The 26,992-nt window shown below is 67.4% G+C and carries 30 protein-coding genes; 12 read left to right on the top strand and 18 right to left on the bottom strand.

Annotation, left to right across the window (positions count from 1 at the left end):
- Positions 1-12: 12 nt before the first annotated feature.
- Positions 13-1,470: an IMP dehydrogenase gene (guaB, locus tag ACR9FL_RS06085; RefSeq protein ID WP_436357707.1), complete on the bottom strand. Its 1,458-nt coding sequence runs from the start codon at positions 1,468-1,470 to the stop codon at positions 13-15.
- Positions 1,471-1,610: 140 nt separating this feature from the next.
- On the opposite strand from guaB, the gene ACR9FL_RS06080 reads away from it, so the two are divergent.
- The gene (locus ACR9FL_RS06080) at positions 1,611-2,156 is read left to right on the top strand and encodes a DUF2061 domain-containing protein (RefSeq protein WP_296177849.1); all 546 of its coding nucleotides are present in this window, start codon (positions 1,611-1,613) and stop codon (positions 2,154-2,156) included.
- A 158-nt stretch (positions 2,157-2,314) separates the two neighbouring features.
- On the opposite strand, the gene ACR9FL_RS06075 is transcribed toward ACR9FL_RS06080, so the two are convergent.
- Positions 2,315-3,037: an RlmE family RNA methyltransferase gene (locus ACR9FL_RS06075; RefSeq protein WP_296177851.1), complete on the bottom strand. Its 723-nt coding sequence runs from the start codon at positions 3,035-3,037 to the stop codon at positions 2,315-2,317.
- A 79-nt stretch (positions 3,038-3,116) separates the two neighbouring features.
- On the opposite strand from ACR9FL_RS06075, the gene ACR9FL_RS06070 reads away from it, so the two are divergent.
- Positions 3,117-3,581, top strand: a complete 465-nt coding sequence (locus tag ACR9FL_RS06070; protein WP_105564427.1) for a peptidylprolyl isomerase — start codon at positions 3,117-3,119, stop codon at positions 3,579-3,581.
- A 156-nt stretch (positions 3,582-3,737) separates the two neighbouring features.
- On the opposite strand, the gene ACR9FL_RS06065 is transcribed toward ACR9FL_RS06070, so the two are convergent.
- The 3 genes from ACR9FL_RS06065 to ACR9FL_RS06055 form a co-directional block, all read right to left on the bottom strand.
- Positions 3,738-4,262 (bottom strand): hypothetical protein, encoded by a 525-nt coding sequence (locus ACR9FL_RS06065; protein WP_296174685.1) that lies wholly within the window; start codon positions 4,260-4,262, stop codon positions 3,738-3,740.
- 25 nt (positions 4,263-4,287) lie between these two features.
- Entirely contained in the window at positions 4,288-4,911 is a 624-nt protein-coding gene (locus tag ACR9FL_RS06060) for a methyltransferase family protein (RefSeq protein WP_436357706.1), read from the bottom strand.
- Positions 4,912-5,000: 89 nt separating this feature from the next.
- Positions 5,001-5,960 carry a M28 family peptidase gene (locus ACR9FL_RS06055; RefSeq protein ID WP_296174689.1) on the bottom strand — a complete coding sequence of 320 codons (960 nt, stop codon included), beginning with the start codon at positions 5,958-5,960 and terminating at the stop codon, positions 5,001-5,003.
- 142 nt (positions 5,961-6,102) lie between these two features.
- On the opposite strand from ACR9FL_RS06055, the gene ligA reads away from it, so the two are divergent.
- From ligA to ACR9FL_RS06040, 3 genes are all read left to right on the top strand, one after another.
- Positions 6,103-8,421 (top strand): NAD-dependent DNA ligase LigA, encoded by a 2,319-nt coding sequence (gene ligA, locus ACR9FL_RS06050; RefSeq protein ID WP_436357705.1) that lies wholly within the window; start codon positions 6,103-6,105, stop codon positions 8,419-8,421.
- Positions 8,400-9,032, top strand: a complete 633-nt coding sequence (locus ACR9FL_RS06045; protein ID WP_436357704.1) for a 3'-5' exonuclease — start codon at positions 8,400-8,402, stop codon at positions 9,030-9,032. The genes ligA and ACR9FL_RS06045 overlap by 22 nt, the downstream gene beginning before the upstream one ends.
- A 310-nt stretch (positions 9,033-9,342) precedes the next feature.
- Positions 9,343-9,765: a DUF2147 domain-containing protein gene (locus ACR9FL_RS06040; protein ID WP_436357703.1), complete on the top strand. Its 423-nt coding sequence runs from the start codon at positions 9,343-9,345 to the stop codon at positions 9,763-9,765.
- 62 nt (positions 9,766-9,827) lie between these two features.
- Here the strand turns inward: ACR9FL_RS06040 and ACR9FL_RS06035 are convergent, their stop codons facing one another.
- From ACR9FL_RS06035 to ACR9FL_RS06015, 5 genes are all read right to left on the bottom strand, one after another.
- Positions 9,828-10,811: an aldo/keto reductase gene (locus ACR9FL_RS06035; protein WP_436357702.1), complete on the bottom strand. Its 984-nt coding sequence runs from the start codon at positions 10,809-10,811 to the stop codon at positions 9,828-9,830.
- Positions 10,812-11,027: 216 nt separating this feature from the next.
- Positions 11,028-11,720 (bottom strand): LrgB family protein, encoded by a 693-nt coding sequence (locus ACR9FL_RS06030; RefSeq protein ID WP_436357701.1) that lies wholly within the window; start codon positions 11,718-11,720, stop codon positions 11,028-11,030.
- Positions 11,717-12,085, bottom strand: a complete 369-nt coding sequence (locus ACR9FL_RS06025) for a CidA/LrgA family protein (RefSeq protein ID WP_436357700.1) — start codon at positions 12,083-12,085, stop codon at positions 11,717-11,719. The genes ACR9FL_RS06030 and ACR9FL_RS06025 overlap by 4 nt, the downstream gene beginning before the upstream one ends.
- Before the next feature lie 4 nt (positions 12,086-12,089).
- Positions 12,090-13,913 (bottom strand): aminopeptidase P family protein, encoded by a 1,824-nt coding sequence (locus tag ACR9FL_RS06020; protein ID WP_436357699.1) that lies wholly within the window; start codon positions 13,911-13,913, stop codon positions 12,090-12,092.
- 166 nt (positions 13,914-14,079) lie between these two features.
- Positions 14,080-14,946, bottom strand: a complete 867-nt coding sequence (locus ACR9FL_RS06015) for a 50S ribosomal protein L11 methyltransferase (protein WP_436357698.1) — start codon at positions 14,944-14,946, stop codon at positions 14,080-14,082.
- An 82-nt stretch (positions 14,947-15,028) separates the two neighbouring features.
- Between ACR9FL_RS06015 and ACR9FL_RS06010 the strand changes: the two genes are divergently transcribed.
- Positions 15,029-15,625, top strand: coding sequence for a hypothetical protein (locus ACR9FL_RS06010; protein ID WP_436357696.1), 597 nt, complete (start codon positions 15,029-15,031; stop codon positions 15,623-15,625).
- An 87-nt stretch (positions 15,626-15,712) separates the two neighbouring features.
- Here the strand turns inward: ACR9FL_RS06010 and ACR9FL_RS06005 are convergent, their stop codons facing one another.
- The 3 genes from ACR9FL_RS06005 to ACR9FL_RS05995 form a co-directional block, all read right to left on the bottom strand.
- Positions 15,713-15,922: a DUF3126 family protein gene (locus tag ACR9FL_RS06005; protein ID WP_105564438.1), complete on the bottom strand. Its 210-nt coding sequence runs from the start codon at positions 15,920-15,922 to the stop codon at positions 15,713-15,715.
- Positions 15,923-16,015: 93 nt separating this feature from the next.
- Complete coding sequence (gene cysE / locus ACR9FL_RS06000) at positions 16,016-16,837, bottom strand: serine O-acetyltransferase (protein ID WP_436358124.1); 822 nt, start codon at positions 16,835-16,837, stop codon at positions 16,016-16,018.
- A gap of 27 nt (positions 16,838-16,864) precedes the next feature.
- Positions 16,865-17,494: an NUDIX domain-containing protein gene (locus ACR9FL_RS05995; protein WP_436357695.1), complete on the bottom strand. Its 630-nt coding sequence runs from the start codon at positions 17,492-17,494 to the stop codon at positions 16,865-16,867.
- Between the two features lie 45 nt (positions 17,495-17,539).
- Between ACR9FL_RS05995 and ACR9FL_RS05990 the strand changes: the two genes are divergently transcribed.
- Complete coding sequence (locus tag ACR9FL_RS05990; protein ID WP_436357694.1) at positions 17,540-18,136, top strand: nitroreductase family protein; 597 nt, start codon at positions 17,540-17,542, stop codon at positions 18,134-18,136.
- 183 nt (positions 18,137-18,319) lie between these two features.
- Here ACR9FL_RS05990 and ACR9FL_RS05985 read toward each other — a convergent pair whose 3' ends face one another.
- Positions 18,320-19,192, bottom strand: coding sequence for a DUF817 domain-containing protein (locus ACR9FL_RS05985; RefSeq protein ID WP_436357693.1), 873 nt, complete (start codon positions 19,190-19,192; stop codon positions 18,320-18,322).
- Positions 19,189-19,950, bottom strand: a complete 762-nt coding sequence (locus ACR9FL_RS05980) for a LytTR family DNA-binding domain-containing protein (protein WP_436357692.1) — start codon at positions 19,948-19,950, stop codon at positions 19,189-19,191. Before ACR9FL_RS05980 ends, ACR9FL_RS05985 begins: the two co-directional genes overlap by 4 nt.
- A gap of 145 nt (positions 19,951-20,095) precedes the next feature.
- On the opposite strand from ACR9FL_RS05980, the gene ACR9FL_RS05975 reads away from it, so the two are divergent.
- On the top strand, positions 20,096-21,061 hold the full coding sequence (locus ACR9FL_RS05975) for an alpha/beta hydrolase family protein (protein ID WP_436357691.1): 966 nt from the start codon (positions 20,096-20,098) through the stop codon (positions 21,059-21,061).
- Here the strand turns inward: ACR9FL_RS05975 and queF are convergent, their stop codons facing one another.
- On the bottom strand, positions 21,062-21,523 hold the full coding sequence (queF, locus tag ACR9FL_RS05970) for a preQ(1) synthase (RefSeq protein WP_436358123.1): 462 nt from the start codon (positions 21,521-21,523) through the stop codon (positions 21,062-21,064). It abuts the gene before it with no gap.
- A 406-nt stretch (positions 21,524-21,929) separates the two neighbouring features.
- Between queF and ACR9FL_RS05965 the strand changes: the two genes are divergently transcribed.
- The 4 genes from ACR9FL_RS05965 (at position 21,930) to ACR9FL_RS05950 (ending at position 24,241) form a co-directional block, all read left to right on the top strand.
- Positions 21,930-22,856 (top strand): NAD(P)H-dependent flavin oxidoreductase, encoded by a 927-nt coding sequence (locus tag ACR9FL_RS05965; protein WP_436357690.1) that lies wholly within the window; start codon positions 21,930-21,932, stop codon positions 22,854-22,856.
- 30 nt (positions 22,857-22,886) lie between these two features.
- Complete coding sequence (locus ACR9FL_RS05960) at positions 22,887-23,582, top strand: TorF family putative porin (protein ID WP_436357689.1); 696 nt, start codon at positions 22,887-22,889, stop codon at positions 23,580-23,582.
- Positions 23,583-23,635: 53 nt separating this feature from the next.
- Positions 23,636-23,857 (top strand): hypothetical protein, encoded by a 222-nt coding sequence (locus ACR9FL_RS05955; RefSeq protein WP_436357688.1) that lies wholly within the window; start codon positions 23,636-23,638, stop codon positions 23,855-23,857.
- Between the two features lie 171 nt (positions 23,858-24,028).
- Complete coding sequence (locus ACR9FL_RS05950) at positions 24,029-24,241, top strand: cold-shock protein (RefSeq protein ID WP_003167329.1); 213 nt, start codon at positions 24,029-24,031, stop codon at positions 24,239-24,241.
- Between the two features lie 84 nt (positions 24,242-24,325).
- Here the strand turns inward: ACR9FL_RS05950 and ACR9FL_RS05945 are convergent, their stop codons facing one another.
- A complete protein-coding gene (locus tag ACR9FL_RS05945; protein ID WP_436357686.1) occupies positions 24,326-25,489 on the bottom strand; it encodes a cystathionine gamma-synthase in 1,164 nt (387 codons plus the stop codon).
- 4 nt (positions 25,490-25,493) lie between these two features.
- Positions 25,494-26,897, bottom strand: coding sequence for a pyridoxal-phosphate dependent enzyme (locus ACR9FL_RS05940; RefSeq protein WP_436357684.1), 1,404 nt, complete (start codon positions 26,895-26,897; stop codon positions 25,494-25,496).
- Between the last annotated feature and the right edge of the window lie 95 nt (positions 26,898-26,992).

The following is a 26,992-nucleotide window of genomic DNA, read 5'->3' as shown; positions in this document are numbered from 1 at the left end:
CGGATCAGGGGATCAGCCCTGACGATAGTTCGGCGCCTCACGCGTGATCATCACGTCGTGGACATGGCTTTCGCGCAGACCCGCATTGGTGATGCGCACAAAGCGGGCGCGATCCTGGAAGTCAGGAATGGTGGCCCCGCCGACATAGCCCATGGAGGCGCGCAGGCCGCCGACCATCTGGTGGATGACCGGGGCGATCGGACCCTTGTAGGCGGTCTGGCCCTCGATGCCTTCCGGCACCAGCTTCTCGGACGAGACTTCCTTCTGGAAGTAGCGGTCCGCAGAGCCCGCGCCCATGGCGCCGACCGAGCCCATGCCGCGATACGACTTGTAGCTGCGCCCTTGATACAGGAAGACCTCGCCGGGGCTTTCGTCGGTGCCAGCGAACATCGAGCCCATCATGGCGACATTGGCGCCGGCCGCGATGGCCTTGGCCATGTCGCCCGAATACTTGATGCCGCCGTCGGCGATGACCGTGGCGCCCGTGCCCTTGGCGGCGCGGGCCGAATCCATGATGGCCGTCAGTTGCGGGACGCCCACGCCCGCCACGATGCGGGTGGTGCAGATCGAGCCCGGACCAATGCCGACCTTCACGGCGTCGGCGCCCGCGTCGATAAGGGCGCGGGTGGCGTCATAGGTGGCGACGTTGCCGGCGATGATCTGCAGACGGTTGTTCTCGCGCTTGATGCGCTCGACCACCTGAGCCACCGAGGCCGAGTGACCGTGAGCGGTGTCGATCACCACCACGTCGCAGCCCGCTTCAGCCAGGGCCATGGCGCGCTCGTAACCGGCGTCGCCGACGGTCGAAGCCGCGCCGACCAGCAGGCGGCCCTGCTCATCCTTGGCGGCGTTCGGGAAGGCCTGGGCCTTCTCGATGTCCTTCATGGTGATCAAGCCGACAGCGCGGTTCTGATCGTCGACGACGATGACGCGTTCGATCTTGCGGGTGCGCAGCAGATTGCGCGCCTCTTCACGACCAGCGCCTTCGCGCACGGTGATCAGATCGCCCGTGGTCATCAGGGCCGAGGCCTTGATCGAGGGATCGCTCTCGAAGCGCATGTCGCGGTTGGTCAGCATGCCGACCAACTGGCCCGTCGCCGGGTCCACCACCGGGAAGCCGGTGATCTTCTTGGCGGCGACGATCTGGCGAACCTCGCCCAGGGTCGTGTCGGGCGAGACGGTCACCGGGTTGATGACCATGCCGCTTTCATAGCGCTTGACGGTGCGGACCTGCTCGGCCTGCTCCTCGATGGTCATGTTGCGGTGAAGCACGCCCAGACCGCCGGCCTGGGCCATGGCGATGGCCAGACGGCTTTCCGTCACCGTGTCCATGGCGGACGACAGCAGCGGGATGTTCAGTTTGATGCTGCGCGTCAGCTGGGTCGAGACATCCGCCATCGCAGGCATGATCTCGGACGGGCCGGGCTCGAGCAAAACATCATCGAAGGTAAGGCCTTCGCGTATCTCCATGGGGAGTCTCCGTTTTGCGGGCCGCGTATAACGCCCCAGGCCGGGGAACCGCAACCCCAGGCAGGAGCTATGCTGAGAATAAGAGGAATTGCCTTGAACCTGAGCCGCGCCCGCCACATGTTTCGATAATGGTTCGCATCTTGATCAGCACCGCCCGTCGCCTCGCGCTCAAGATCGCGAGCTATGGCGTCATGCACCTGATCGTGGCGATCCTGACGGCCTTCGCCCTGACTCGCGACTGGCGCATCGCCTTGGCGGTCGGCGTGGTCGAGCCCATCTTCCAGACCGTGGCCTATTCGATCCATGACCGGGTCTGGCACCGGATCGAACGCCGTAAGATGCTGTCGGGCGTCGAAGAAACAGCCGAGGCCTTCACCGCCCGTCTGGAGCTGATGAACGCTCGCGAACAGAACCGGGCGCACAACCACCACGGCCATCACGGCCACAGCCACGCCCTGCCCCGCAGCCTGAAGCAGGTGGCTTTGAAGACCGTGACCTATGGCGCCATGCACTTCACCGTGGCGGTTCTGGTGGCCTTCGCCCTGACCCGCGACTGGCGCATCGCCCTGGCCATCGGCACGGTCGAACCCCTGGTGCAGACGGTCTTCTTCACCCTGCACGACCGCATCTGGACGCGGATCGAGGCCAAGAAAGCGCAACGGGCGGCGGAGGCGGCGGTCGCCTGAGCTCCTCAACACCTGCCCCCCCGCTCCGTCATCCTCGGGCTTGACCCGAGGATCGGATTGTCCGCCTGCGAAACCTTGGACAGGTCGAGCGCGCCGCTCCCCTCGATCCTCGGGTCAAGCCCGAGGATGACGATGAAAGTTCAGCGGACGAGAGAGCCCTACTTCTTGTTCAGCGCCACCAGAAACACCTCGGCGCTGCCCTTGCGGCTCGATTCCGGCTTCACGTATTTCACCGTTTCGAACTCCTCGCGCAGACGGGCCAGAACCCCGCCGGCGTCGCCGCCCTGGAAGTTCTTGGAGACGAAATTCCCGCCCGGCTTCAGCGTGCGAATGGCGAAGTCGGCGGCGATCTCGATCAGGGCGATGATCTTCAGGTGGTCCGTCTTGCGGTGTCCCACGGTGTTGTGCGCCATGTCCGACAGCACCAGGTCCGGCCGTCCGCCGATGGCGTCGATCAACTGCTGGTCCACGCCGGGGTGGGTGAAGTCGGCCTGAATCAGGGTCGCGCCGGGGACCGGCTCGATCATCAGCAGGTCCACGCCCGCCACCGCCGCCGCGCCGCGATCCAGGGCCACCTGCACCCAGCCGCCCGGCGCCGCACCCAGGTCGATGACCCGCGAGCCCTTCTTGATCAGGCGGAATCGGTCGTCGATCTCGATCAGCTTGAAGGCCGCGCGGCTGCGCCAGCCCTCGGCCCGCGCGCGCTCGGACCACTTGTCCGACAACTGGCGCTTGATCCACTGCTGGCTCGACATGGACTTGGTGTCGGCCGTCTTCATCTTCTGGCCCAAGCCGCGCCCAGCGGCGGTGCCGCCCGTGGGCGGGCGAACCATCCGGCGGCGTTCCGGCGGCTTGTCGGAGGGCTTTTCGTCGTCACTCATGCTTCCCACATAGCCGTGACAGCGTTCAGCCGCTATGACCCGCGCACAATTCTAGTCCGCACACCCCAAGGAGAGCCTCATGGCCGACCAAACCCTGACCTTCACCCTCGACACCGGCGACGGCGAAGAGCGCAACGTCGTGATCAAGCTGCGTCCCGACCTGGCGCCGAACCACGTCAAGCAGATCACCGACCTGGCCTCGGAAGGCTTCTATGACGGCGTGGTCTTCCACCGCGTGATTCCGGGCTTCATGGCCCAGGGCGGCGACCCGACCGGCACCGGCACCTCGGGCTCCAAGAAGCCGAACCTGAAGCAGGAATTCAGCGCCGAACCGCACGTCCGCGGCGTCTGCTCGATGGCCCGCACCGCCAACCCGGACAGCGCCAACTCGCAGTTCTTCATCTGCTTCGACGACGCCCGCTTCCTGGACAAGCAGTACACCGTCTGGGGCGAAGTGATCGAAGGCATGGACCACGTCGACGCCCTGCCCAAGGGCGAGCCGCCCCGCGCTCCGGGCAAGATCGTCAAGGCGACCGTCGCCTAAATGGCTTTCCTCCCCACTTTGTGGGGAGGGGGACCACGAAGTGGTGGAGGGGGCGGCGCAAACGTCAGCCGTTGAGACGCCCCCTCCGTCACGGCCGCTTTAGCGGCCGCGCCACCTCCCCATCGCTACGCGACAGGGAGGAAAGGGCATCGGACCTCAGTCCCCCGCCCACCACCGCATCGATACGTTGTTGAAGGTCCGATTTGCGACCTTGAGCGTCCCCTTCAGAACGACGCCCTCGTCTCCCAGATTACGCCGCGCCGTCGACAGCGCGCCCTGGTCGAGCTTTCCATCGAACGACACCGCGCCCAATTCACGTGAACGCGCCTCGAAGCGAAGGCGATCCTCGGTCACGTCGTACTGCGTCGGGATCAACCGCGTCCGCCGTGCGCCCTGCCCCTCGAACTCCATCATCACGGGCGCGAAGCTCGCCGACCGCTCACCGCCTTCCCAGGCGATGAAGTCGGGGACCTGGCCCATGAAGACGTGGTGCAGCCGCCAGCCGTCGACCCGCACAGTCTCGGTCGGGATGTAGTAACCGGACACGTCCTCGGGCAGGTCGTGCTTGAAGGCCCCCGCCTTGAAAGCCCCTGGCGCCTCAGGCGAGGTCGCCGGCCGGTCACAGGCCGCCAGCGCCATCAGAGTCAGGGCCGCGACGACGGCGAAACGCGTTCTGTTCACGAAACCTCGGCTCTCAGCAGATGGATCAGGGCAGGTGGATCAGGGCGGACAGCCAGCCGATGTCCTGCAGGCGCTCGACCGACTCGAACAGCGGCACGGCCAGCAGGAAGACCAGACCGTCGCGCAGGGTCGTCAGGAAGAAGCGCGGCCGCACGTCCAGCGACTCAGTGTCCCGCCACTTGGAAAAGTCCGGCCCGAAACGCGGCGTCCGCGCGCAATAGTCCAGATAGGTCTGACCAAAGGCGCCCGTCAGCCAGGCCTCCTCGCGCTTCACCGTGGCGTAGAAGACCGCGACCGTCAGCAGCAGGAAGATCGTGGCCAGGGTCACGCTGCCCGTCTGCGCCCCCACGCCGAACGCCCCCATGAAGCTGAAGACATAGAGCGGGTTGCGGCTGATCGAATAGGGGCCGCGATCCACGATCTCGGCCTTCTTGCGCCCGCCGATATAGAGCGAGCACCAGGCCCGACCGACGATGCAGATCGCGATCAGGGCCAGACCGAAGGCTTCCAGTCCCTCATGCAGCGCCGTCTCGCCGCCCATCGAGCGGGTGACGAAGGCCAGGCCGACGACGCCGAGCAAGCCGCCCAGCAACGCCAGCTTGCGCAGCTTCTGCACCCTTTGAAGATCGAAACCCTGAACCGCCGACATGCGTATTTCCTCGACTGATGAGGGTGCGACAGAACGCCGCTCCGAAGGCGGTTTCAAGGCCTATGTTTGCGAAGCTTTTGCAGCAGCCCCTACTGGTCCAGCCATTGATCCAGGGCGTGGAAACCCTCGATCGCCAGCTCGGTCGAGGACTGGAAGGTGGCCGGGATCACCTTCTCGAAATCGTCGGTGGGGCGGTGATAGTCGTCATGATAGTTCACGCCGAAATACAGGAACGGCAGGCCCGCGCGGTGGAAGGCGGCGTGGTCCGACGCCTCGACCCAGTTGTCGGCGCCCTTGTCCTCGGGCGTGTCCTTGCCGAAGGCCAGGGACACCGTTCCGCGCGGCGCGATCCGCTCCAGCACCGGGCGGAAATAGGGGTGCTGATATGTGCCGGTGACCCACAGCTTGCCGTCGCTGTCGGCGCGCGCCGTCATGTCGAAATTCAGGTTCATCGAGATCGACGACAGCGGCACCGGCGGCGCCTCGACGAAGTGCTTGGCGCCCAACAGGCTGCGCTCCTCGCCGTCCAGGGCGACGATCAGGACGCTGTGCTCCGGCGGGTTGGCCTTCAGCCGCTTGGCCAGCTCCAGCATGGTCGCCACGCCCGAGGCGTTGTCGTCGGCGCCATTGTAGATCTGGCCGTTGTTGACGCCGACGTGGTCATAGTGGGCCGTCACCACGATGTATTTGTCCGACACACGTGTGCCCGGAATGACGCCGATGATGTTGGTGCCGTTGAAGGTCTTGGTCCCCTCGCGCGTCCGGCCCTGCATCTCCCACGGCTGCAACCGCCCCATCGGCGACGGCTGGACGCCCAGGGCCTCCAGTCGCCCGACGATGTACTCGCGCGCCCTGGCCCCGCCTTCCGATCCAGTGTCGCGCCCCTGCATGTCGTCCGCCGACAGGATGCGCAGGTCGTCCATCAGCTGGGTGTAGTCGGCGGGCGAAACCGCAACGGACGCCTCTGTGGCCTCAGGCGTCGTGGTCTCGCACGCGGCCAGCGTCAAGGCGGCGGCGATCACGGACAGGCTGGCGAAAACAGGACGCATGGAGGGCTCCGGGCAGGTAGGTCGGCGGGACGCTAGCGGGCGTCGGGCCCGGCGTCAGATTACGTTTCTGTCATGGACGCTGCGATCGCGCCCCCGGCGGTGCTAAACAGCGCGACTGATGAAGGCTGGCCGCGCGATTCCCATGTTTGAAACTCCCGTCGAAACCCTGACCGATGACCAGGCCCGCGAGGAGTTGGCGCACCTGTCCGCCGAACTGGCCCGTCACGACGCCCTCTACTACGCCGACGCCGCGCCCGAGATTTCCGACGCCGACTATGACGAGCTCAAGCAACGCGCCCTGGCCATCGAGGCCGCCTTCCCGACTCTGACCAGCCCCATCTCCCCATCCCAGCGCGTCGGCGCGCCGGTCTCAGCGCAGTTCGCCGAGGTCCGCCACGGCGTTCCCATGCTGTCGCTGGACAACGCCTTCGACGAGGGCGAGGTGCGCGACTTCGCAGCCCGCATCGCCCGTTTCCTGAAACTTCCGGGCGACGAGCCCATCGCCTTCGTCGCCGAACCCAAGATCGACGGCCTCTCCGCCAGCCTGCGCTATGAAAAGGGCGTTCTGGTCCAGGGGGCCACGCGCGGCGACGGCAAGAGCGGCGAGGACGTGACCGCCAACCTGCGCACGCTCGACAGCATCCCCCAGACCCTGACCGGCTCGGGCTGGCCCGACGTCATCGAAATCCGGGGCGAGGTCTATGCCCCCAACGACGCCTTCGACGCCTTCAACGCCGCCGCCGAGACGGAAGGCCGCCGCACCTACGCCAACCCGCGCAACTTCGCCGCTGGGTCGCTGCGCCAGAAGGACCCGAAGATCACGGCCCAGCGCCCCCTGACCTTCTTCGCCTACGCCTGGGGCGAGACCTCGGCCCCGTTCGCGGAGACGCAACACGGCGCGCTGGAGGCCTTCCGCAGCTGGGGTTTTCAGGTCAACGACCGCTCGACCCGCGTCGAGGGCGCGGAAGGGTTGATCGCGGTCTATCGCGGGCTGGAGACCGACCGCGCCCGCCTCGGCTACGACATCGACGGCGTGGTCTATAAGGTCGACCGGCTGGACTGGCAGCAGCGCCTCGGCTTCATCGCTCGCAGCCCCCGATGGGCCATCGCCCACAAGTTCCCGGCCCAGCAAGCCACGACCGTGCTGGAAGGTATCGACATCCAGGTCGGCCGCACCGGCTCCCTGACCCCCGTCGCCCGCCTGCACCCCGTCACCGTCGGCGGCGTCGTGGTCCGCAACGCCACCCTGCACAACGAGGACGAGATCGCCCGCAAGGACGTGCGCATCGGCGACACGGTCATCCTGCAACGCGCCGGCGACGTCATCCCGCAGATCGTCGGCGTAGTCGAAAACCTGCGCCCCGCAGACGCCGCCCCCTTCGCCTTCCCCCACGTCTGCCCCGTCTGTGGGTCGGAGGCCGTGCGCGAGGGCGACGAGGTCAAACGCCGCTGCACCGGCGGCCTGATCTGCGACGCCCAGATCGTCGAGCGGTTAAAGCACTTCGTCAGCCGCCGCGCTTTCGACATTGAAGGGCTTGGAGAAAAGCAGCTGATCGCCTTCCACGCGCGCGGCTGGATCAAGGAACCGGCGGACATCTTCCGCCTCGCCCGCGACGAGCAGAAACTGGCCCTGCTGCGCGCCGAGGACGGCTATGGCGAGACCAGCGTCCGCAACCTGATCGCCGGGATCGACGCCCGCCGCGTCATCAGCCTCGACCGCCTGATCTTCGGCCTGGGCGTGCCTGACATCGGCGAACAGACCTCGCTGGTCCTGTCGCGCGCCTTCGGCAGCTGGACCGCCTTCCGCGACGCCTGCATGGCCGCGTCGGAGGGTCTGGCCAGCGACGACTGGAAGAGGTTGGCGGCCACTCACGCTATCTCGACCCGCGTTCTTGGCCTGATGGCCGAGGCGACACCGCCCACCGACGATCCCTGGCCGGAAGCGCCTATGGATCAGAAGATCGCCCTCGCCTTCCCCGGCATGGCCGCCCCCGCGCGCCGCTCGCTGGCGGAAATCTCAAACGGCTGGGCCGACCTGACCCGCTGGGCTGCTGTAGCGCGCAACGAAGGCCCGTCCGAGATCCTGAACCAGATCGCGGGCGTCTCCGGCGTCGGCCCCGTCGCCGCCGAAGCCCTGGCCCACTTCTTCCACGAGCCGCACAACCAGGCCGTCATGGACGCTCTGCTGGCCGAGCTGACGCAGGTCGAGGACGTCGCCGCCCCCACGACCGACAGCCCGGTGGCAGGCAAGACCGTGGTCTTCACCGGCTCTCTCGAACGCTTCACCCGCGACGAAGCCAAGGCCCGCGCTGAAAGCCTGGGCGCCAAGGTCTCGGGCTCGGTGTCGAAAAAAACCGACTACGTCGTCGCCGGCCCCGGCGCCGGGTCCAAGCTGAAGGACGCCGAGAAACACGGCGTCGCCGTCCTGACCGAGGACGAATGGTTGGCTCTGATTTCCTGATGCACGCCGTCGCCATCGACTTCGAAACCGCCAACGAGCAGCGCGCCAGCCCCTGCTCCATCGGCCTCGCCTGGATCAACGACGGCGTCATCGAATCCGTCGAGCACCACTACATCCGCCCGCCGGGCATGCGCTTCGCCAGCTTCAACATCGCCTTCCACGGCATCGGCCCGGAGCAGGTCGAGGACGCCGAGGAGTTCCCGGCGGTCCTGGCCGCCATCGCCCCGCGCCTGCAGGGCCGCACTGTGCTGGCCCACAACGCCGCCTTCGACGTCAGCGTCATTCGCGGCACCTGTGACCACTACGGCCTCGCCTATCCCGAATTCGACTACCTCTGCACCGTCAAGCTGGCCCAGATCACCTGGCCCGAGTTCGCCTCGCACAAGCTGAACAATGTCTGCGCCGAGCTGGGCATCCAGTTCAAACACCACGACGCCGCCGAAGACGCCTTCGCCTGCGCCTCGGTGGCGCTGGAGACGCTGCGGATGCATGAGGCGACCTGCGCCGCCTCTCTGGCGAGCGCGACAGGCATCAGCCTCGGACGGCTGCACACAGGCGGCTACAGCCCTTGCTCCTCGGCTGGATCGCGCCCGCGCCGTCCGCGCAGCTGAGCGCAATGCTACTTCCTCCCCACTCTGTGGGGAGGGGGACCGCGTAGCGGTGGAGGGGGCGACGCAAATGGATGACGCAGAGTCGCCCCCTCCGTCTCGTCGGCTTCGCCGCCGATCCACCTCCCCATGGAATGGGGAGGAAAAGCCGGCCAAATCCATCACCTTAGTTGCCCACCGCACTCATATATTGACCTAAGGTCATGTATTCATTGATCGAACGTCACAAATTTGGGCCTTGTTTCGGACCGAAACCGGGATCACCCTTCGCGCAAAGGATCGGCTCAACGATCCGTGTGAAGGAATACGCCCGATGAAGCTCTCCATCCTGGCGGCCGCCGCCGTCCTCGCCGGCGCCCTGGCATCGCCCGCCCTGGCCGGCGACCCGACCGGCCTGTGGCAGACCCCGACCAACGGCGGTCAGGTCCGCATCGCTCGCTGCGGCCAGGCCCTGTGCGGCACCCTGATCACCTCGGACCACATCCGCGCCGAGCCCAACGCCCGTGACGAGCACAACAAGAACGAGGCCCAGCGCAGCCGCACCCTGCGCGGCCTGCCCATGCTCAGCGGTTTCACCGGCGGCCCGACCGAATGGCGCGGCGGCTCGGTCTATAATCCGGCGGACGGCGGCACCTATCGCGGCACCATCACCATGACCAACGACAACAGCCTGCGCCTGCGCGGCTGCATCGTCGCCCCCCTGTGCAAGACCCAGACCTGGACCCGCATCCAGTAGTCGCGGCGCACAGCCCAAATGAAAGACGCCTCCCTCGCGATCGCAAGGGAGGCGTTTTCACATCAGCGGTTCAGCGACGTCATGCCGCCGGGCGCATAGCGCTCGCCCGCCGTCGCCCCGCGCGGGAAGACGGCCTCGATCCGCGCCATGTCTTCCGGCGTCAGGACGATGTCCGCCGCCGCCGCGTTCTGCTCCAGCGTCGCGATCCGGCGCGTGCCGGGGATGGGGACCAGGTCCTCGCCTTGAGCCAGCACCCAGGCCAGGGCCAGTTGCGCCGCCGTCACGCCCTTGTCGGCCGCAATGGCCCCGACCGCCGCGACCAGATCCAGGTTCTTCTGGAAGTTCTCGCCGCTGAAACGCGGATTGGTGCGGCGGAAGTCATCGGGGGCCAGGTCGTCGACCGACTTGATCTCCCCCGACAGGAAGCCTCGGCCCAGCGGGCTGTAGGGCACGAAGCCGATGCCCAGTTCGCGCACCGTGGCCAGCAGTTCGTCCTCCGGGTCGCGGCTCCACAGCGAATATTCGGTCTGAAGCGCCGTGATCGGATGCTCGGCATGACCGCGCCTCAGGGTGGCGGGCGCCGCCTCGGACAGGCCGATGAAGCGGACCTTGCCCTCCTTCACCAGTTCGCCCATGGCCCCGACCGTCTCCTCGATCGGCGTATTGGGGTCGATGCGATGCTGGTAGTAGAGGTCGATGTGATCGACGCCGAGACGGCTCAGGCTGCCCTCGACCGCGCGGCGCACATTGGCGGGCGAGCCGTCGGTGACGGCCGATCCGTCCGGCTGGCGGTTGATGCCGAACTTGGTGGCGATGAAAGCCTCGTTGCGCCGTCCCTTCAGCGCCTTGCCCAGCAAGGTCTCATTGGTGTGGGGACCGTACATTTCAGCCGTGTCGAACAGGGTGACGCCCAGGTCCAGCGCGCGGTGGATCACCGCAATGGACTGGGCCTCGTCCGCCGCGCCGTAAAAGGCGCTCATGCCCATGCATCCCAGGCCGACGGCCGAGACTTCAGGGCCGCCAAGGCCCAGCTTGCGCATCTTCATCCGCGCATTCCTTCTGATGTGAGGGGGCCGGCGACGCATCCGCCAGCCGACATCAGATGGGCGCCGTATGGCCCCATTTCAAGGGGCGCGCCTTCACCCTTGCCCGCTCATCCCGGCGGACGCCGGGATCCAGTAAGAGCCCCGCGCTCCACAACCGGCCGATGGACTTGAAGCCAAAGCACTGGGTCCCGGCGTCCGCCGGGATGAGCGGATGGTTCAGAGCAAACTGGCCACGATCGACAGAATGGTCGCCGTCGCCACCGCGTTCAGCGCCATGCCCAGGCTGGCGAAGGCGCCCGCCGTCTGATCCACCTGAAAGGCCCGCGCCGCGCCAAAGCCGTGCGCCGATACCCCGACCGCAAAGCCCCTGGCCCGATAATCCCTGATCTTCAGCAGGTTGAGCAGGGGCGTCGCCGTCATCGCCCCGATCACGCCCGACATCAGCACGATCACCGCCGCCAGGGCCGGTATGCCGCCCAGTTGCGAGGCCACCGCCATGCCGACTGGCGTGGTCGTGGCGCGCGGGGCGATGGAGGCCATGATCTCGGCGGGCGCGCCGAACAGCCAGACAATGCCCACCGCGCTGACCATGGCCGTCACAGCCCCGGCCAGCAAGGCGCAGGTCAGGGGCCTGGCCAGCCGCCGGATCGTCGCCCGCTGCGCCCAGATCGGCACGGCCAGCCCCACCACCGCCGGTCCCAGCAGGAAGCCCAGCACCTGTGTCGCCTCGGCGTAGTTCGCATAGGGCGTGCGGGTCGCCAGCAAGACGCCGATCAGCACCGGCGTCGCCAGCAGCACCGGATGGCACAGCGGATGGCGCCCGCTGCGCCGCGACAGCATATCCGCCGCCTCGAACACCACCAACGTCACCGCCAGCCACAACAGGGGCGTCGCGATCAGATCGCTCACGACGCGCTCTCCTCGCCCTCAGGTTCCGGCTCGCGTCCCGCCACGGCGCGGAACACCAGGGCCGTCACCGCCAGGGTCAGCAGGGTCGAGACCACCACGGCCACGACAATGCCGAGGCCATAGCGCGACAGGATCGCGCCCTCCTGCATCACGCCTACAGCCGCCGGCACGAACATGATCGACAGGTGCGCCGTCAGCCAGCCCGTCACCTGGGTCAGCGTCAGCCGTTCTCTCGGCACAAGGGCCAGCCAGGCCAGCAGCAGCACCATGCCGATCACCGACCCCGGCAGGGGCAGGCCCGTCAGCCGGTGGATCACCTCGCCCGCCAACTGGCAGACGAGCAGCAGGGCGATGGCGCCGATCATCGGATCAGAGCGGCGCCGTCTGCGCCTTCAGCCATTCCAGCGCCGCCTCGTCCTTCTGCACGCCGTCCGCCAACAGAGGCCCGACCTTGGCCAGGACCTCGGCGTGATAGGCGTCCACATAGGCCCGTTCATCCGCGGTCAGCAGCGCCACATCGATCAGACGACGATCCAGCGGGGCCAGCGTCAGCTGCTCGAAGCCGTGCATCGGCCGCTCGCCGCCCGGAACCTGCGTCGGCGCCGTCACGACCTGCAACGTCTCGATGCGGATGCCCCACTCGCCTTCACGGTAATAGCCCGGCTCGTTCGACAGGATCATGCCGGTCAGCAGCGGCTGGGTGTTGACGTAGGGCGCGATGCGCTGCGGCCCCTCATGCACGCCCAGATACGACCCGACGCCGTGGCCGGTGCCGTGATCGAAGTCGAAGCCTGCGTTCCACAACGGCTGGCGCGCGACCGCATCCAGTTGGTGTCCCGTCGTCCCGGCGGGGAACCGGATCACCGCCATGGCGATATGGCCCTTCAGGACCAGGGTGAACATGCGGCGCTGATCGGCCGTGCCCTCGCCGATGGCCATGGTGCGGGTCACGTCCGTGGTCCCGTCCAGATACTGACCGCCGCCGTCCACCAGCAGCAGCGAGCCCGCCTCCATCGGACGGATCTTGGCCCCGACCGGCTTGTAGTGCGGCAGGGCGCCGTTCGGACCGACCCCGGCGATGGTGTCGAAGGACAGGTCCTTCAGCATCCCGGTCGCCTCGCGGAAGCCCTCCAGCGCCTCGACTACCGCCCGCTCGTTGGGCAGTTCGACCTGAGCCACCGTATCGACCCAGTGCAGGAAGCGGGTCAGGGCCGCGCCGTCGCGGATATGCGCCTGACGGCTGCCCTCGATCTCGACGGCGTTCTTCTGGGCGCGCGGCAGGGCGCAGGGGTCCATGCCGCGAACAATGCTGGCGCCCGCCGTTTCGAGCCGGTCGAAATACCAGGCCGAGGACACAGCCGGATCGATCAGCACCTTGCAGCCCAACAGGGCGTCGAGCGCGGCGGGCAGCGCCTCGGGCGCCTCCAGCGTCACGGCGTCGCCCAGCCAGCCCGGCAGTTCGTTGGTGACCTTGGCGGGGTCGAGGAAGACCTTGGCCGACCCGTCGGCCTTCACCACCGCCTGCCCCAGCGGCAGGGGCGTGCGGATCACGTCGCCGCCGCGAATGTTGAACAGCCAGGCCAGCGACGACGGCGAGGTCAGCACCGCGACGTCCGCGCCCTTGGCGGCGATGGCCTTGCCGATGCGGGCGCGCTTGGAGGCGGCGTTCTCGCCGGTATAGCGATCCTCGTGCGGAACCACGGGCGCCTGCGGCTGGGCCGGGCGGGCGTCGCCCCAGGCCAGGTCGATGGGATTGGGTTCAACGGCCTTCAGCGTCGCCCCGGCCTTCTCGACCGCCGCGCGCAGGGTCGCGAGCGCATCCGGGCTGTGCAGGCGCGGGTCATAGCCGATGACCGAACCGGCGCTCAGGCCCTCAAGCCAAGCGGCCAGCTTGCCCAGCTCAACCCGCTCAAACAGAGATGCATCCGTCTGGGCCTTGGCCTGCACCGTATAGCGGCCGTCGACGAAGACCGCCGCCCGATCCATCAGCACCACGCCCGCCCCGGCCGAGCCGGTGAAGCCGCTGACCCAGGCCAGACGCTCGCTGGCGTCGGGCAGGTATTCGTTCTGATGCTCGTCCTCGTGCGGGACCAGCAGGCCGTCCAGGCCCTGCTCGGCCATCTTGGCCCGCAGCAGAGGCAGGTGCTTGGCCCCGAAGGACGGATCGGTGGTTTCGTCGAATGTCTGGCGCATGAGGGTCTCTTATCCCTTCTCCCCTTGCGGGAGAAGGTGGCCCGTCAGGGCCGGATGAGGGGTCTCGCGACGCAAAAGGGGCTGCGAGACTTTGATGTCCCGCAACCCCTCATCCGTCTCGCTCCGCGAGCCACCTTCTCCCGCAAGGGGAGAAGGGAATTCGCGATTACTTCTTGCGCAGTTGCAGCGCCGTCCACGCATCATGGTGGATGATCTGCTCGACCACGAAGCCCAGCGGCAGATAGGCTTCCAGCACCCGCTCTTCCTGGGTGCGCAGCAGGCCCGACAGGATGGCGACCCCGCCCGACTTCAGCGCCTGACCGATCTCGGGGGCCAGAAACACCAGCGGCGCGGCCAGGATGTTGGCGAAGACCAGGTCATAGGGCGCGTGCTGGGCGATGCGCGCATCGCTCAGGCCGTCGGCGAAATAGAACTCGCACTTGGCGTCGTTGATCAGGGCGTTTTCGTTGGCGATGCGGGCCGAGGGCTCGTCGATGTCGGTGCCGACGGCGATGGGCGAACCCGTCTTGGCCGCCGCGATGGCCAGCACGCCCGTGCCGCAACCGACGTCCAGAACCTTCTCGAAGCTCTCGGTCGCCAGCAGATTGTCGAAGGCTTCCAGGCAACCGACCGTCGTGCCGTGGTGGCCGGTGCCGAAGGCCGCGCCCGCGTCGATCTTCAGATTGACCCGGCCCTCGGGGATCTTGCCCTGGTCATGGGCGCCATAGACGAAGAAGCGCCCGGCCTCGACCGGCGGCAGGCCCGACAAGCTCATGGCCAGCCAGTCGGCGTCGGCCAGCTTCTCGACAATGACCTCCAAACCCGGCGTCGCGCGCAGGGTCTCGGCGATGCCCTCGGCCTCCTCGTCGGTCGTCGGGAAGGCGTCGATACGCCAGATTCCCTTGTCCTCGTCCTCTTCCAGGATCGAGTAGGTCGCGTTTTCCAGCATGGGGTTGGCGTCGATGGCGGCGGCGGCGGCTTCGGCCGGGGCGCGATCACCGCGGGCGATCACCTGAACTGCGGACTCGGACATTTCTCAAACACCGTTATTATGACGAATCGCAACGCGTGCGGGCGTACGGAATGCCCGTGTCCATCTAGGGGTCGGGGTATCCATGGCTAAAGCACCGTCTGAGTCGAAATCTTCTACGCCGAAAGCGGCGCCTGCCGCTTCCAAGCCGAAACCGGCGGCAAAGTCGAGCGCTGCGGCGCCCAAGGCCGCTGCAAAACCGAAGGCCGCGCCGAAAACCGCCGCGCCCAAGGCCGCTGCCGCCAAGCCTTCCGTGAAGGCCGCTGCGCCCAAGGCGACCGCCAAGCCCGCCGCCAAGGCCGCTCCGAAGGCCGCTGCGAAACCCGCCGCCGCCAAGGCCCCGGCGACGAAGGCTCCGGCTGCAAAGGCCGCCGCGCCCAAGGCGGCAGCGAAGCCCGCTGCTCCGAAGGCCGCCGCCAAGCCCGCCGCGCCGAAGAAGGCTGCTGCCCCCAAGGCTGCTGCGCCGAAGGCCGCCGCCGCTCCGAAGCCGGTCGAGGCGCCCAAGCCCGCCGTCGCTCCGGTCGCCGCTGCTCCGGCCCCTGCACCGGCCGCCGCCGCGCCTGCCCCGGCCCCCAAGCCGGTCGAAGCGCCCAAGCCCGCACCGGCCCCGCAACCGCCCGCCGCCGCTGCGCCCCAGCCTGAAAAGAAGAAGGGCTTCTTCGCCCGCCTGTTCGGCTGGTGATCGCCTGAAACGACAAAAGGCCGGAGGGTTCGCCCCTCCGGCCTTTTTCATGCGTGCTTTCCAGAGGAAGCCTCTGGAGGCGCGGCCTTAGTCCTGCGGCAGGTCTTCGGCCAGGATCGCCATCTCGAACATGAACGAGCCGGCCTCGTCTTCGTCCTCGAACACCACGCCGATGAACTCGTCATCGACATAGACTTCGGCGGAGTCGGCGACCTTGCGGGCCTTCACCTTGATGCCGCCGTGGTTGAAGGTGCGCTTCAGGTGCGTCTCGACGCGCTTCAGATCAGATTCTTTCACGGGGGTAGCCTCGTTGGTGTCGTTGACGGCGGAACCTAAAGAAGCCGCCCCCTCATGGGAAGCCCGCGTGTCGGGCGTCCACAGGCAGCCGCTTCAGATCACGAAATCATAGGCGATGTCGGCCAGGGTATGATCCATGGTCCGGGCGGGCGTCGCGTCGGTCGGACAGGACACCACCCTTGCCGGCACACCGGCGACCGTGCAACCCGCCGGCACCGGCTTCAGCACCACCGAGCCCGAGGCCACCTTGGCGTAGTCGCCGACCACGATATTGCCCAGCACCTTGGCCCCCGCGCCCAGCAGGACGCCGCGTCCGATCTTGGGATGACGGTCGCCGCGCTCGGCCCCGGTCCCGCCCAGGGTCACGGCGTGCAGCATCGACACCTCGTCCCCGACTACCGCCGTCTCGCCGATGACGATGCCGGTGCCGTGGTCGACAAAGACGCCCGAGCCGATCCGCGCCGCCGGATGGATGTCCAGCTGGAACAGTTCCGAAATCCGGCTCTGGAAGTGAAACGCCAGGGTATCGCGCCCCTGTCCCCACAGCCAATGGGCCACACGCCACGCCTGCAGCGCCTGGAAGCCCTTGAAATACATGAAGGGCTGCAACAGGGACCGGATCGCCGGATCGCGATCCTGCACCGCCTTCAGGTCGGCTTCCGCCGCCGCCAGGATGCCAGGGTCCGCCGCAAAGGCCGCCAGCGCCACCTCACGCAGCGACATGGCCCCCAATTCGGCGTCGCCCAGCTTGCGTGCGATCTGGAAGCTCAGCGCCCCCGCCAGATCGTCGTGCGCCAGCACCACGGCGTTCAGCTGCGACGCCAACCGCGGCTCCTCGCGCGCGGCGTCCTCGGCCGCGGCGCGCAGTTGCGCCCACAGGTCCGGCTGTTGCGGCACGATTTCCAGCTTGGCCATCGGGCCTCCCGTTTCCATCACGCGATCCTACGCCCCCAGCATGGCCTGCGCCAGCGCGGCGGGCAGCTCGCCTTCGCGCGCCATATGGTAGGCCTTGTAGGCCGTCGCCACCGTCAGGCTGTCGCGCACGGCACCCCGCTCGATCTCGGTCAGCAGGTCGCGGAAGGGCACGCGCGCCGACACGATCACCTCGGTCGGGTCCGGGTCGACCGGAACCGCGCTCAGCCCCCAGGCGACCCAGGTCATGGCGCGCTCGTCGGTGATCGAGTTCGACAGGTCCATATCCAGCGCCGCGCGCCAGTGTTCCGCCGCCAGCCCTGCCTCCTCGGCCAGTTCGCGGCGCACGGCGTCGAACGGGTCCTCGTCCATCGGCGCCCCGCCCTCGGGCATTTCCCAGGAATAGCGCATCAGGGTGAAGCGATGCTGCCCCACGAGGGTCACCGTCCCGTCCTCATGCAGCGGCAACACCCCCGTCCCGACATTCTTGGGCCGCATGGCCACATAGTCGGCGGGCGCCCCGGTCGGGGCCGTCGCCGGATGCCGCGTCACCGTCATCCACGGCGTGTCGATCAGGACGCTGTCGCCGTGGCTGATCCATTTCGGCGTCTCGGGCAGGCCCTCGGCCCAGCGGGGCTTGATGTCGGGAATATCGTGCATGTTTCCGCTATGGCGCCGGACGCGATGAAATCCTAGCTAGACGGCATGACCGATCTGAACGCCGCCCTGCCCCTGCCCGTCCGCTCCGACGAAGTTCTGGCCCGTCTGGCCGTGCGCCGCTCGGCCTCGGCCCAGCTTCTGATCGCCCCCGGCCCGTCCGAGGCCGAGATCGAGCAGATCCTGCATCTCGGCGCCCGCACCCCCGACCACGGCAAGCTCTTCCCCTGGCGCTTTGTCGTCCTGGGCCCGCAGAGCCGCGCCGACCTGTCCGAGGCCCTCGCCGCCCTGGCCGAAACGCAAGGCCGCGTCGACAAGGACCTGGCCGTCCTGGCCAAACTGGCCAATCCGCCCCTGACCATCATGGTGGTCTCGACCCCGATTCAGGGCCACAAGGTCCCCGTCTGGGAGCAACAGTTGTCCGCCGGCGCCGTCTGCATGAACATCGAACACGCCGCCGACGCCCTGGGCTATTCGGCCAGCTGGATCACCGACTGGTATTCCTACGACCCCGCCGCCGTCGCCCTGTTCGGCGTCAAGGACGGCGAGACCATCGCCGGCTTCATCCACCTCGGAACCGTTGCCGAGCCCCCGCTGGAACGCCCCCGCCCCAACATGGCGCACAAGGTGGAACGGCGGCCCTAACGCCCGCCTCTTCCGTCATCCTCCGGCAAGCCGCGCAGCGGCGCAGCGGCGCAGACCGGGGGACCCAGCGGCGCCGAAGGCGATCTTTAAAGCAGGCGTCGAGCGTGCAGCTTTCGCCCTCACGGGCGCCGCTGGGTCCCCGATCTCGCTCCGCTCGTCGGAGGATGACGGAAGCTGAGCGCCCTACCGCCCCTCCTCCTCCGGCCGGTGCACCAGCGACACCAGCACCACCGAGATGATCATCAGCAGGAACCACGCCCCCAGCTTGTTCAGGCTGACCATCTCCCAGCCGTCCGCCTGCCCCGGATAGACCCAAGCCCGCGCGAACGTCCCCAGGTTCTCGGCGAACCAGATGAACAGGGCCACCAGGAAATAGCCCAGCAGCAGCGGCATCGACCGCCGCCTCCGATCTGCGGTGAAGTAAAACCAGCCCCGCCCGAACAGCAGCACCGTCGCCGCAAACAGCGCGATCCGCACGTCCGGCAGCCAGTGATGGGCGAAGAAGTTGACGTATATGGCCGCCGCCAGAACCCAGGTCGTCCACTGCGGCGGATAGTTCCGCACCCGGATATGGAAGATGCGCTGCACCCGCGCGATATAGCTGCCCACCGCCGCATACATGAAGCCCGAGAACAGCGGCACAGCCCCGATCCGCAACAGCGAGTCCTCGGGATAGATCCACGACCCGTGATAGGTCTTGAACAGCTCCATGATCGTCCCGGCGACATGGAACAGGAAGATGACCCGCGCCTCCTCCCAGCTCTCCAGCCGGAAGGCCAGCATCAGCCCCTGAATGGCCAGCGCCCCGATCACCAGAAAGTCGTAGCGCGACACCGGCGCCCCGCCCTCAGGCCAGATGACCGGCCACAGCAGATGCGTCCCCACCAGCAGCCCCAGCATGGCCCCGCCGAACAGACAGGCCCACCCCTGCTTCAGCCCGAACCACAGGAACTCATAGGCATAGCCCCGCCACCGCCCCCGATCCGCCCACGCCTCCGCGCGGGTCATCAGACGACGGCCCCAGGCTTCGAGCGGGAGACGGGGGGATGGGGTCATGTCGTCAGCCAGCCTTCTTCACGCAGGGCGCCGACCCGGGCGCGTGACACCGGCGCCTCCAGGCCCCCGGTCAGGCGCAGCCGCATGTTGCGCCCGTCCTCGACCACCCCGACCACGCCCGCGCGGGCCACCCACCATGAGCGATGGGTTTGGGTCCCGTCCACATCCTTCAAGCCCGCCATGGCCTGCGACAGGGACATCAGCACCAGGGCCGAGCCCTGCGGCGTATGCACCCGGACATAGTGATCCTCCATCTGCAGGCACAGGACGGTCCGCCCCAGCCTGGACGGCAGGCGGTCACGTGGATCCGCGGATTCAGCGTCGGTCTTGCCCGCCGTCGCGTCTCGCGGCCGCGTCGCCCAGGTCATGCCAACGGTGGCCAGGACGCTGATCACCAGCCCCTGCCCGTACCATTCCAGCCAACCGACCTGCCCCACCACCGGCCACAGCCGCACCGCCAGGGTCCGACTTAGCAAGACCGGCAGCAGGGTCAGCACGGCCACCGCCGGCGGCGTCCAGATCCAAGCCGAAATCCTCCGCGCCTCGGCCCAGCGCGCCAGGAGCGGCAGGCTGACGCCGAAGGCCAGCCAACCCGCCCACAGACAGACCACCCAATAGGCCGTCCGCACCGGCAGGGTTCCGCTTAGATAGCTGCCGAAGGGACCGATGATCCCCAGCGCCAGTCCCACGGCGGTCGAGACGGCGAAGCCCACGGCCGCCGTCCGCCATCGCCTGTCCTTCAGTCCCCACGAATCCATTCGCTCAGACTAGCAAGCGCCGCCGCCGATGACAGCCGTTCGCCGGGCCACGAACCCGTTCGCCCGTTCGCCCATATCCGCTGGTGCGGCGGCGTCTCGGGGCCTCACACAGCCTCATCACTTCCCGCCAAGAGGCCCCAAAGACATGAACACCGCCGCCCTGATCGCCGCCGCCTCCGTCCTGCTGGGCGCCTGCGCTGCGACCGCCGCGCCAGCCCCGGTCGTCCCGCCGCAAGCCGCCGATCCCATGATCCGCGACGGCGTGATCGCCGCGCGCCTGAGCATTCCCGACGGCGATCAGCCGGCCATCGAGGCGGGCTTCTGGGTTCCGACTGATGAAGCGGCAGAACCGCGCCCCCTGATCGTCATCTCCCACGGCAACGGCGGCGACTTCCGCAGTCACCACGACACGGCCACGGCCCTGGCCAGGGCCGGCTTCGTCGTCGTCGCCCTGACCCATACCGGCGACAACTGGCGCGATCAGAGCCGCGCCACCGACCTCGTCGACCGCACACGTCAGTTGTCGGTGGTGATCGACTACATGACCCAGGACTGGAGCGCGCGCGCCGGGATCGACGCGGAACGCATCGGCGCCTTCGGCTTTTCCGCCGGAGGGTTCACGGTTCTGGCGGCGGCGGGCGGCGATCCCGACCTCGGCCGACTGGCCGATCACTGCCGCGCCAACCCCGGCTTCTATGACTGCCGCCTGATCGGCCAGCACGCCGGAACCATGAAGGAGGGCGTCGCCGCCCCCCGCCTGCCGCACGACGCCCGCATCAAGGCCCTGGCCGTCGCCGCCCCGGCCCTGGGCTTCACCTTCACCAAAGAGGGCCTCAGCAAGGTCACCCAGCCGGTTCAGCTATGGCAGGCTGGCGCCGACCAGATCCTGCCCGCGCCCTACTATGTCGAGCCGGTCCGCGACGCCCTGCCCGTCGCGCCGGAGTACCGACGCGTCGAGGGCGCCGCCCACTTCGACTTCCTGCCGCCCTGCGCCCCCCAACTAGCCGCTGCGGCCCCGATGATCTGCACGCCCACGCCCGGCTTCGACCGCGCGGCCTTCCACGAAACCCTGAACCGTGAGGTGGTCCGCTTCTTCAGAGAGAAGCTGTAGTCAGCCCCGCCCGCGATAGGTCGCCACGCCCTGATCGGGCAGCCAGACGCCTTCGATGGGCGCGCCGGTTTGCCAGAAGACGTCGATGGGGATGCCGCCGCGCGGGTACCAGTAGCCGCCGATACGCAGCCATTTCGGTTGCAGCAGGTCGGCCAGGCGCTTGCCGATGGCCAGAGTGCAGTCCTCGTGGAAGGCGCCGTGGTTGCGGAAGCTGGTCAGGTACATCTTCAGGCTCTTGCTTTCGACCAGCCAGTCGCCGGGCACATAGTCGATGACGATGTGAGCAAAGTCAGGCTGGCCCGTCACCGGGCACAGGCTGGTGAACTCGGGCGCGGTGAAGCGCGCCACATAGAGGGCGTCAGCGTGCGGATTGGGCACGCGTTCCAGCACCGCCTCTTCGGGATTGGTCGGGGCGGCGGTCTGGGCGCCGAGCTGGGACAGGCTGTCGGTATAGTGCGTCATGCCCGCCATTTAGGCCTTTGGCCCGCCAAAGAAAATCCTGCCGCCGCGCGGGCATTTCGACAATCGACCTGGCGCCCCTTCTGGCCGTGGTAGAATGCGGCTCGCGGACGGATGGGCCTGAGGGGGACTTCAGACGATTCAGACGAATTGGACTCTGTTTTTCGACGGCCTGTTTCTGCACCGCAGCCCCAAAATCCGCTCATCCCCGCGGAGGCGGGGACCCAGTGCTTTGGCAGCAAGCGCCGCGCGGAAATCAAAGGGCGCTCTTCCGAACGCGGCGCGTGAGGCTCTTACTGGATCCCCGCCTCCGCGGGGATGAGCGGTAGTGAACCGCATTGCCTTCCCCCGCGACACCCGGTTAGCGTCCCTTAAAACAACCCGCAGAAACCATTCCAGGAAACGATCCGTGGCCATTCCCGCTTCCCTGCAGTCCGGCCTGAAGCTGCCGGTCATCGCCTCGCCCATGTTCCTGGTGTCCGGCCCGGATCTGGTGGTCGAGGCCTGCAATGCGGGCGTGATCGGCACCTTTCCCTCGCTGAACCAGCGCACGACCGAAGGCTATCGGGACTGGGTTCAGGAGATCAAGTCGCGGCTGACGCCTGACGCCGCCGCCTTTGGCGTCAACCACATCGTCCACCCGACCAATCCGCGCCTGATGGCCGACATGATGGTCTCGGTCGAAGAGAAAGTGCCGCTGATCATCACCTCCCTGGGCGCGGTGCGCGACGTGGTGGACGCGGTCCACGGCTACGGCGGCGTGGTCTTCCACGACATCGCCAATGTCCGCCATGCGAGGAAGGCCGCCGAGGCCGGCGTCGACGGCCTGATCCTGGTCGCCAACGGCGCGGGCGGTCACGCGGGGGTCGTGAACCCCTTCGCCCTGATCAACGAGGTCCGCAGCTTCTATGACGGGACCATCATCCTGGCGGGCTGCCTGTCCACGGGTCAGGACGTGGCCGCCGCCCTGATGATGGGCGCCGACTTCGCCTATATGGGCACCCGCTTCATCGCCACGACCGAGAGCGAGGCTCAGCCCCACTACAAGGACCTGATCGTCGCCTCCGGTTCGGCCGACATCACCTATACGCCCGCCGTCTCGGGCATCCCCGCCAACTTCCTGACCCCGTCCCTGGTCGAGAACAAGATCGATCCCAAGTCCCTGCCCGAACACAAGCTGGACATGGGCGAGGAAGCCAAGGCGTGGAAAACCATCTGGTCGGCCGGCCAGGGCTCCGGCTCGATCCACGACAGCCCCACTACGGCTCAGCTTGTGGCGCGGTTGGCGGACGAGTTTTCACAGGCCTGTGATAAATTCGACAAGAAGCGTCTCTAGGAGCGGCCTCGTCGCTTAACGAGGCTCTTCATGCTCCGCACCCTGACGAACGCCGCCCTTCTCGCCGCCGCCCCCCTGGTCCTGCTGGCCACCGGGGCCCACGCCCAGGATGCGGGCAAATGGTCCTTCTCGGCCGGCGCCGCGACCGACAACCGCTCCAAGGACCTGTCCAAGACGGACGGCGATCCCTTCGTCTATGGCGCGGCGGAATGGGAGAGCGCCAGCGGCCTCGTCTATGGCTCGGCCGGTCTGGAAACCATCGACGCGGGCGGCTCCAAGCTGGAGAACGAACTGGTCGTGGGCGTCCGCCCCGAGTTCGCCGGCTTCGACTTCGACCTGAACGTCGCCCACAAGTATCGCTTCGACGCCAACCCCGGCTATGACGACGACGCTTGGGAATTCACCGCCGACATGAAGCGCTCGATCGGCCCGGCCAGCGCCCGGATTCGCCTGCAGCACTCGCCCGACGGCACGGGCTCGACCGAGGCCTGGACCTGGGTCGCCCTGCGCGGCGGCTGGGACTTCACCAACAAGCTGAACGTCTCGGCCGAAATCGGCCGTCGCGATCAGGACAACAGCGTCGACTACACCGGCTGGAACGTCGGCGGCTCCTACGCCCTGACGCCCAAGACCGAGCTGGAACTGCGCTGGCACGACACCGACGCCGACGTTCCTGGCGAACAGTACAAGGGCGCCCTGGTGGCCGGGATCAACTTCTCGTTCTGATCTTGTGGCCGATCAGCGGTAGCCAATCGGCGGAAAGTCCTTAGGTTAAGGCCATGACTTTCCGCCCCACTACCCTGGAACGTGCGTATCAATTAGCTGAAAGCGGCGCCTGCCGCACCGTCAGCGAGGTCAAGCAGGCGCTACAGAGCGAGGGCTATGACCGTATTCAGGACAGCCTCTACGGCGGCACCATCACCGCCGCCCTGCGCAAGCGCTGTCAGGCGAGTTATGTCGGCGACGCCGCCGCTCCTGCCGAGCAAGAAGAAGACGCCTGACACCAAGGGTCTTGCGCTGGACACGATTGCCGTCCATTTTATCGGTGTCGATCTCTCTGCGTAACGCTGCTGCCCCTTTGCTCTGCGCACCGAGGACTAGGCCGATCCATTCAGACCCGACAGGCCAAAGGGGCTGTTCCCTGAGGCCAACGACTAGCGGAGGTCCTGAAAATGGCTACCGGCACTGTGAAATGGTTCAACTCCACCAAGGGCTACGGCTTCATCCAACCGGATGACGGCGGCAAAGACGTGTTCGTGCACATCTCGGCTGTCGAAGCTGCCGGCCTGCGTGGCCTCGACGAGAACCAAAAGGTCTCGTACGAAATCGAGCGCGACCGTCGCTCGGGCAAGGAATCGGCCGGTCAACTGAAGACCGAAGGCTGATTTCGGCCTCGTCAGGGCTCTAGCCCAGGCGAAGAAATCGAAGGGGCGCTCCGGTCAGCCGGAGCGCCCCTTTTTCGTGTCGGGTCAGGAAAGCGCCTGATCCAGATCGGCGATCAGGTCGTCGATGTCCTCGACCCCGACCGACAGGCGGATCAGGTTCTCGGTGACGCCGCCGGCCTCGCGCACGTCCTTGGGCACGGAGGCGTGGGTCATGATGGCCGGGTGGTTCACAAGGCTTTCGACCCCGCCCAGCGACTCGGCCAGGGTGAAGACCTGCACCCGTTCCAGCACACGCTTGGTGCGCTCCAGGTCACCGTCGATCAGCACCGTGACCATGCCGCCGAAGCGCCCGTTCATCTGACGCGCGGCAAGTTCGTGCTGCGGGTGGCTGATCAGGCCCGGATAGATGACCTTGGCGACGCCAGCTCTGTCTTCCAGCCAACGCGCCACGGCCATGGCGTTCTCGTTGTGCGCCTTCATGCGCAGGCCCAGGGTCTTCAGCCCCCGGTTGGCCAGGAAGGCGTCGAACGGCCCCATGACGCCGCCGATGGAGTTCTGCAGGAACTTCAGCTGGGCCGCCATCTCGGCGTCCTTGGCGACCAGAACCCCGCCGACGATGTCGGAGTGGCCGTTCAGATACTTGGTCGCCGAATGCATGACCACGTCGGCGCCCAGGGCCAACGGCTGCTGGCTCCACGGCGTGGCGAAGGTGTTGTCCACGACCAGGATCAGCTTGTAGGCCTTGGCGATCTTGGACAGGGCCTCGATGTCGGCCAGCTTCATCAACGGATTGGTGGGGGTCTCGACCCACAGCATCCGCGTCTTGTCCGTGATGGCCGGCTCGACCGCCGTCAGGTCGGTCAGGTCGATGTAGCTGAAGTCCAGCCCCATCGAGCGACGCCGCACCCGCTCGAACAGCCGCCACGAGCCGCCATACAGATCATCGCCGGTGACGATATGCGAAGCGGCGTCCAGCAGTTCCAGCGCCGTCGAGGTCGCGGCCATGCCCGAGCCGAAGCCGAAGGCCTGAACTCCGCCCTCCAGATCAGCGATGCAGGCCTCGAAGGCCTCGCGCGTCGGGTTCTTGCCGCGTGCGTATTCATAGCCCTTGTTCACGCCCGGGCTTTCCTGGGCATAGGTCGAGGTGGCGTAGATCGGCGTCATCACCGCGCCCGTGGTCGGGTCGGGCTTCTGGCCGGCGTGGATGGCGCGGGTCGAGAAACCCTGGCTGTTCTTCAGGTCTGCCATGGTCTTACCGGTTCAGGCTGAGGTGGTTGATCAGGTCGGTGCGGGCGATCAGGCCGACGAAGGTCTCGCCGTCCAGCACAATGGCCACGCGGTCGCGGTCGAAGATGGGGATCAGGGCGTCCAGGGATTCCGACACCTGCAGGGTGTCCAGATCGCGCGTCATGGCCGAGGACACCGGCTTGGCGAAGCGCTCCTTCCGGGTGATCTCATCGGTGTTCATGATGTGGACGATGTCGCTCTCGTCCAGGATGCCGACCAGACGGCCGTCCTGAATGACCGGCAGTTGCGACACGCCGTCGCCCTTCATCCGCTTAAAGGCGGTGTCCAGGGTGTCGTCGGGGCCGATCACCACCACGTCGCCGTTGGCGTATTTGCGGGTGATCAGGTCCGACAGGTCGCCGTGCAGTTCCCGCTGGGTCAGGCCCTGATCGGCCAGCCAGGCGTCGTTGTAGACCTTGGACAGATACTTGGCGCCGGTGTCGCAGACGAAGGTCACGACCCGCTTCGGCTCGGTCTGCTCGCGGCACCAGCGCAGGGCCGTGGCGATCAGGGTGCCCGACGACGAGCCCGCCAGGATGCCTTCCTTCAGCAGCAGGTCGCGCACGGTGGCGATCGCTTCGCTGTCCGGGATGGAATAGGCCACGTCGATCAGGTCGGCGTCGGCGGTGTCCGGCATGAAATTCTGGCCGATGCCTTCGACCGAATAGCTGCCGTCCGGCCCGGCCACGCCCTCGTTGATCAGACCCGCCAGGGCCGAGCCGACCGGGTCGGCCAGGATGATCTTGGCGTTCGAGCCCTGCGACTTGAAGTATTGCGCATTGCCCGTGATCGTCCCGCCCGAGCCGATCCCGGCGACGAAGGCGTCGATCTGACCCTCCATCTGCTCGAAGATTTCGGGGCCGGTCGTCTTGAAGTGGGCGGCGGTATTGGCGTCGTTGGCGAACTGGTTGACGAAGTAGCCGCCCGGAATCTGCTGGGCCAGGCGCTCGGCCATGTCGGTATAGTATTCGGGGTGGCCGTGCGGCACGTCCGAACGGGTCAGGCGCACATCGGCGCCCATGGCGCGCAGGTGCTGGATCTTCTCCTTCGACATCTTGTCGGGGATGACCAGCAGGACGTTATAGCCCTTCTGCTTGCCGACCAGGGTCAGGGCCAGACCGGTGTTGCCCGCCGTCGCCTCGACGATGGTGCCGCCAGGCTTCAGCCAGCCCGCGTTTTCCGCCGCCTCGATCATCGACAGGGCGATGCGATCCTTGATGGAGCCGCCGGGGTTCTGGCTCTCCAGCTTCAGGAACAGACGGCAGGGGCCGGTGTCGATCCGCGTCACCTCGACCATCGGCGTCTTGCCGATCAGGTCCAGCAGCGAGCCCACGGGGCGGGTCAGGACGGGGGCGTCGGACATCGACATGCGAAAAGGCTCCGAAAGAGGCGTGTTCAGGGGCGGAAGCTGGGCGTCGCAGGCTTCGCGGTCAACTCACGCAAGTTTTCACCTATTTGGGCCGA

It is taken from the genome of Brevundimonas sp. CEF1, assembly GCF_051353055.1.
Lineage (GTDB): Bacteria > Pseudomonadota > Alphaproteobacteria > Caulobacterales > Caulobacteraceae > Brevundimonas.
Note: the sequence above shows the minus strand (reverse complement) of the source record. Positions and strands in the feature narration are given on the sequence as shown.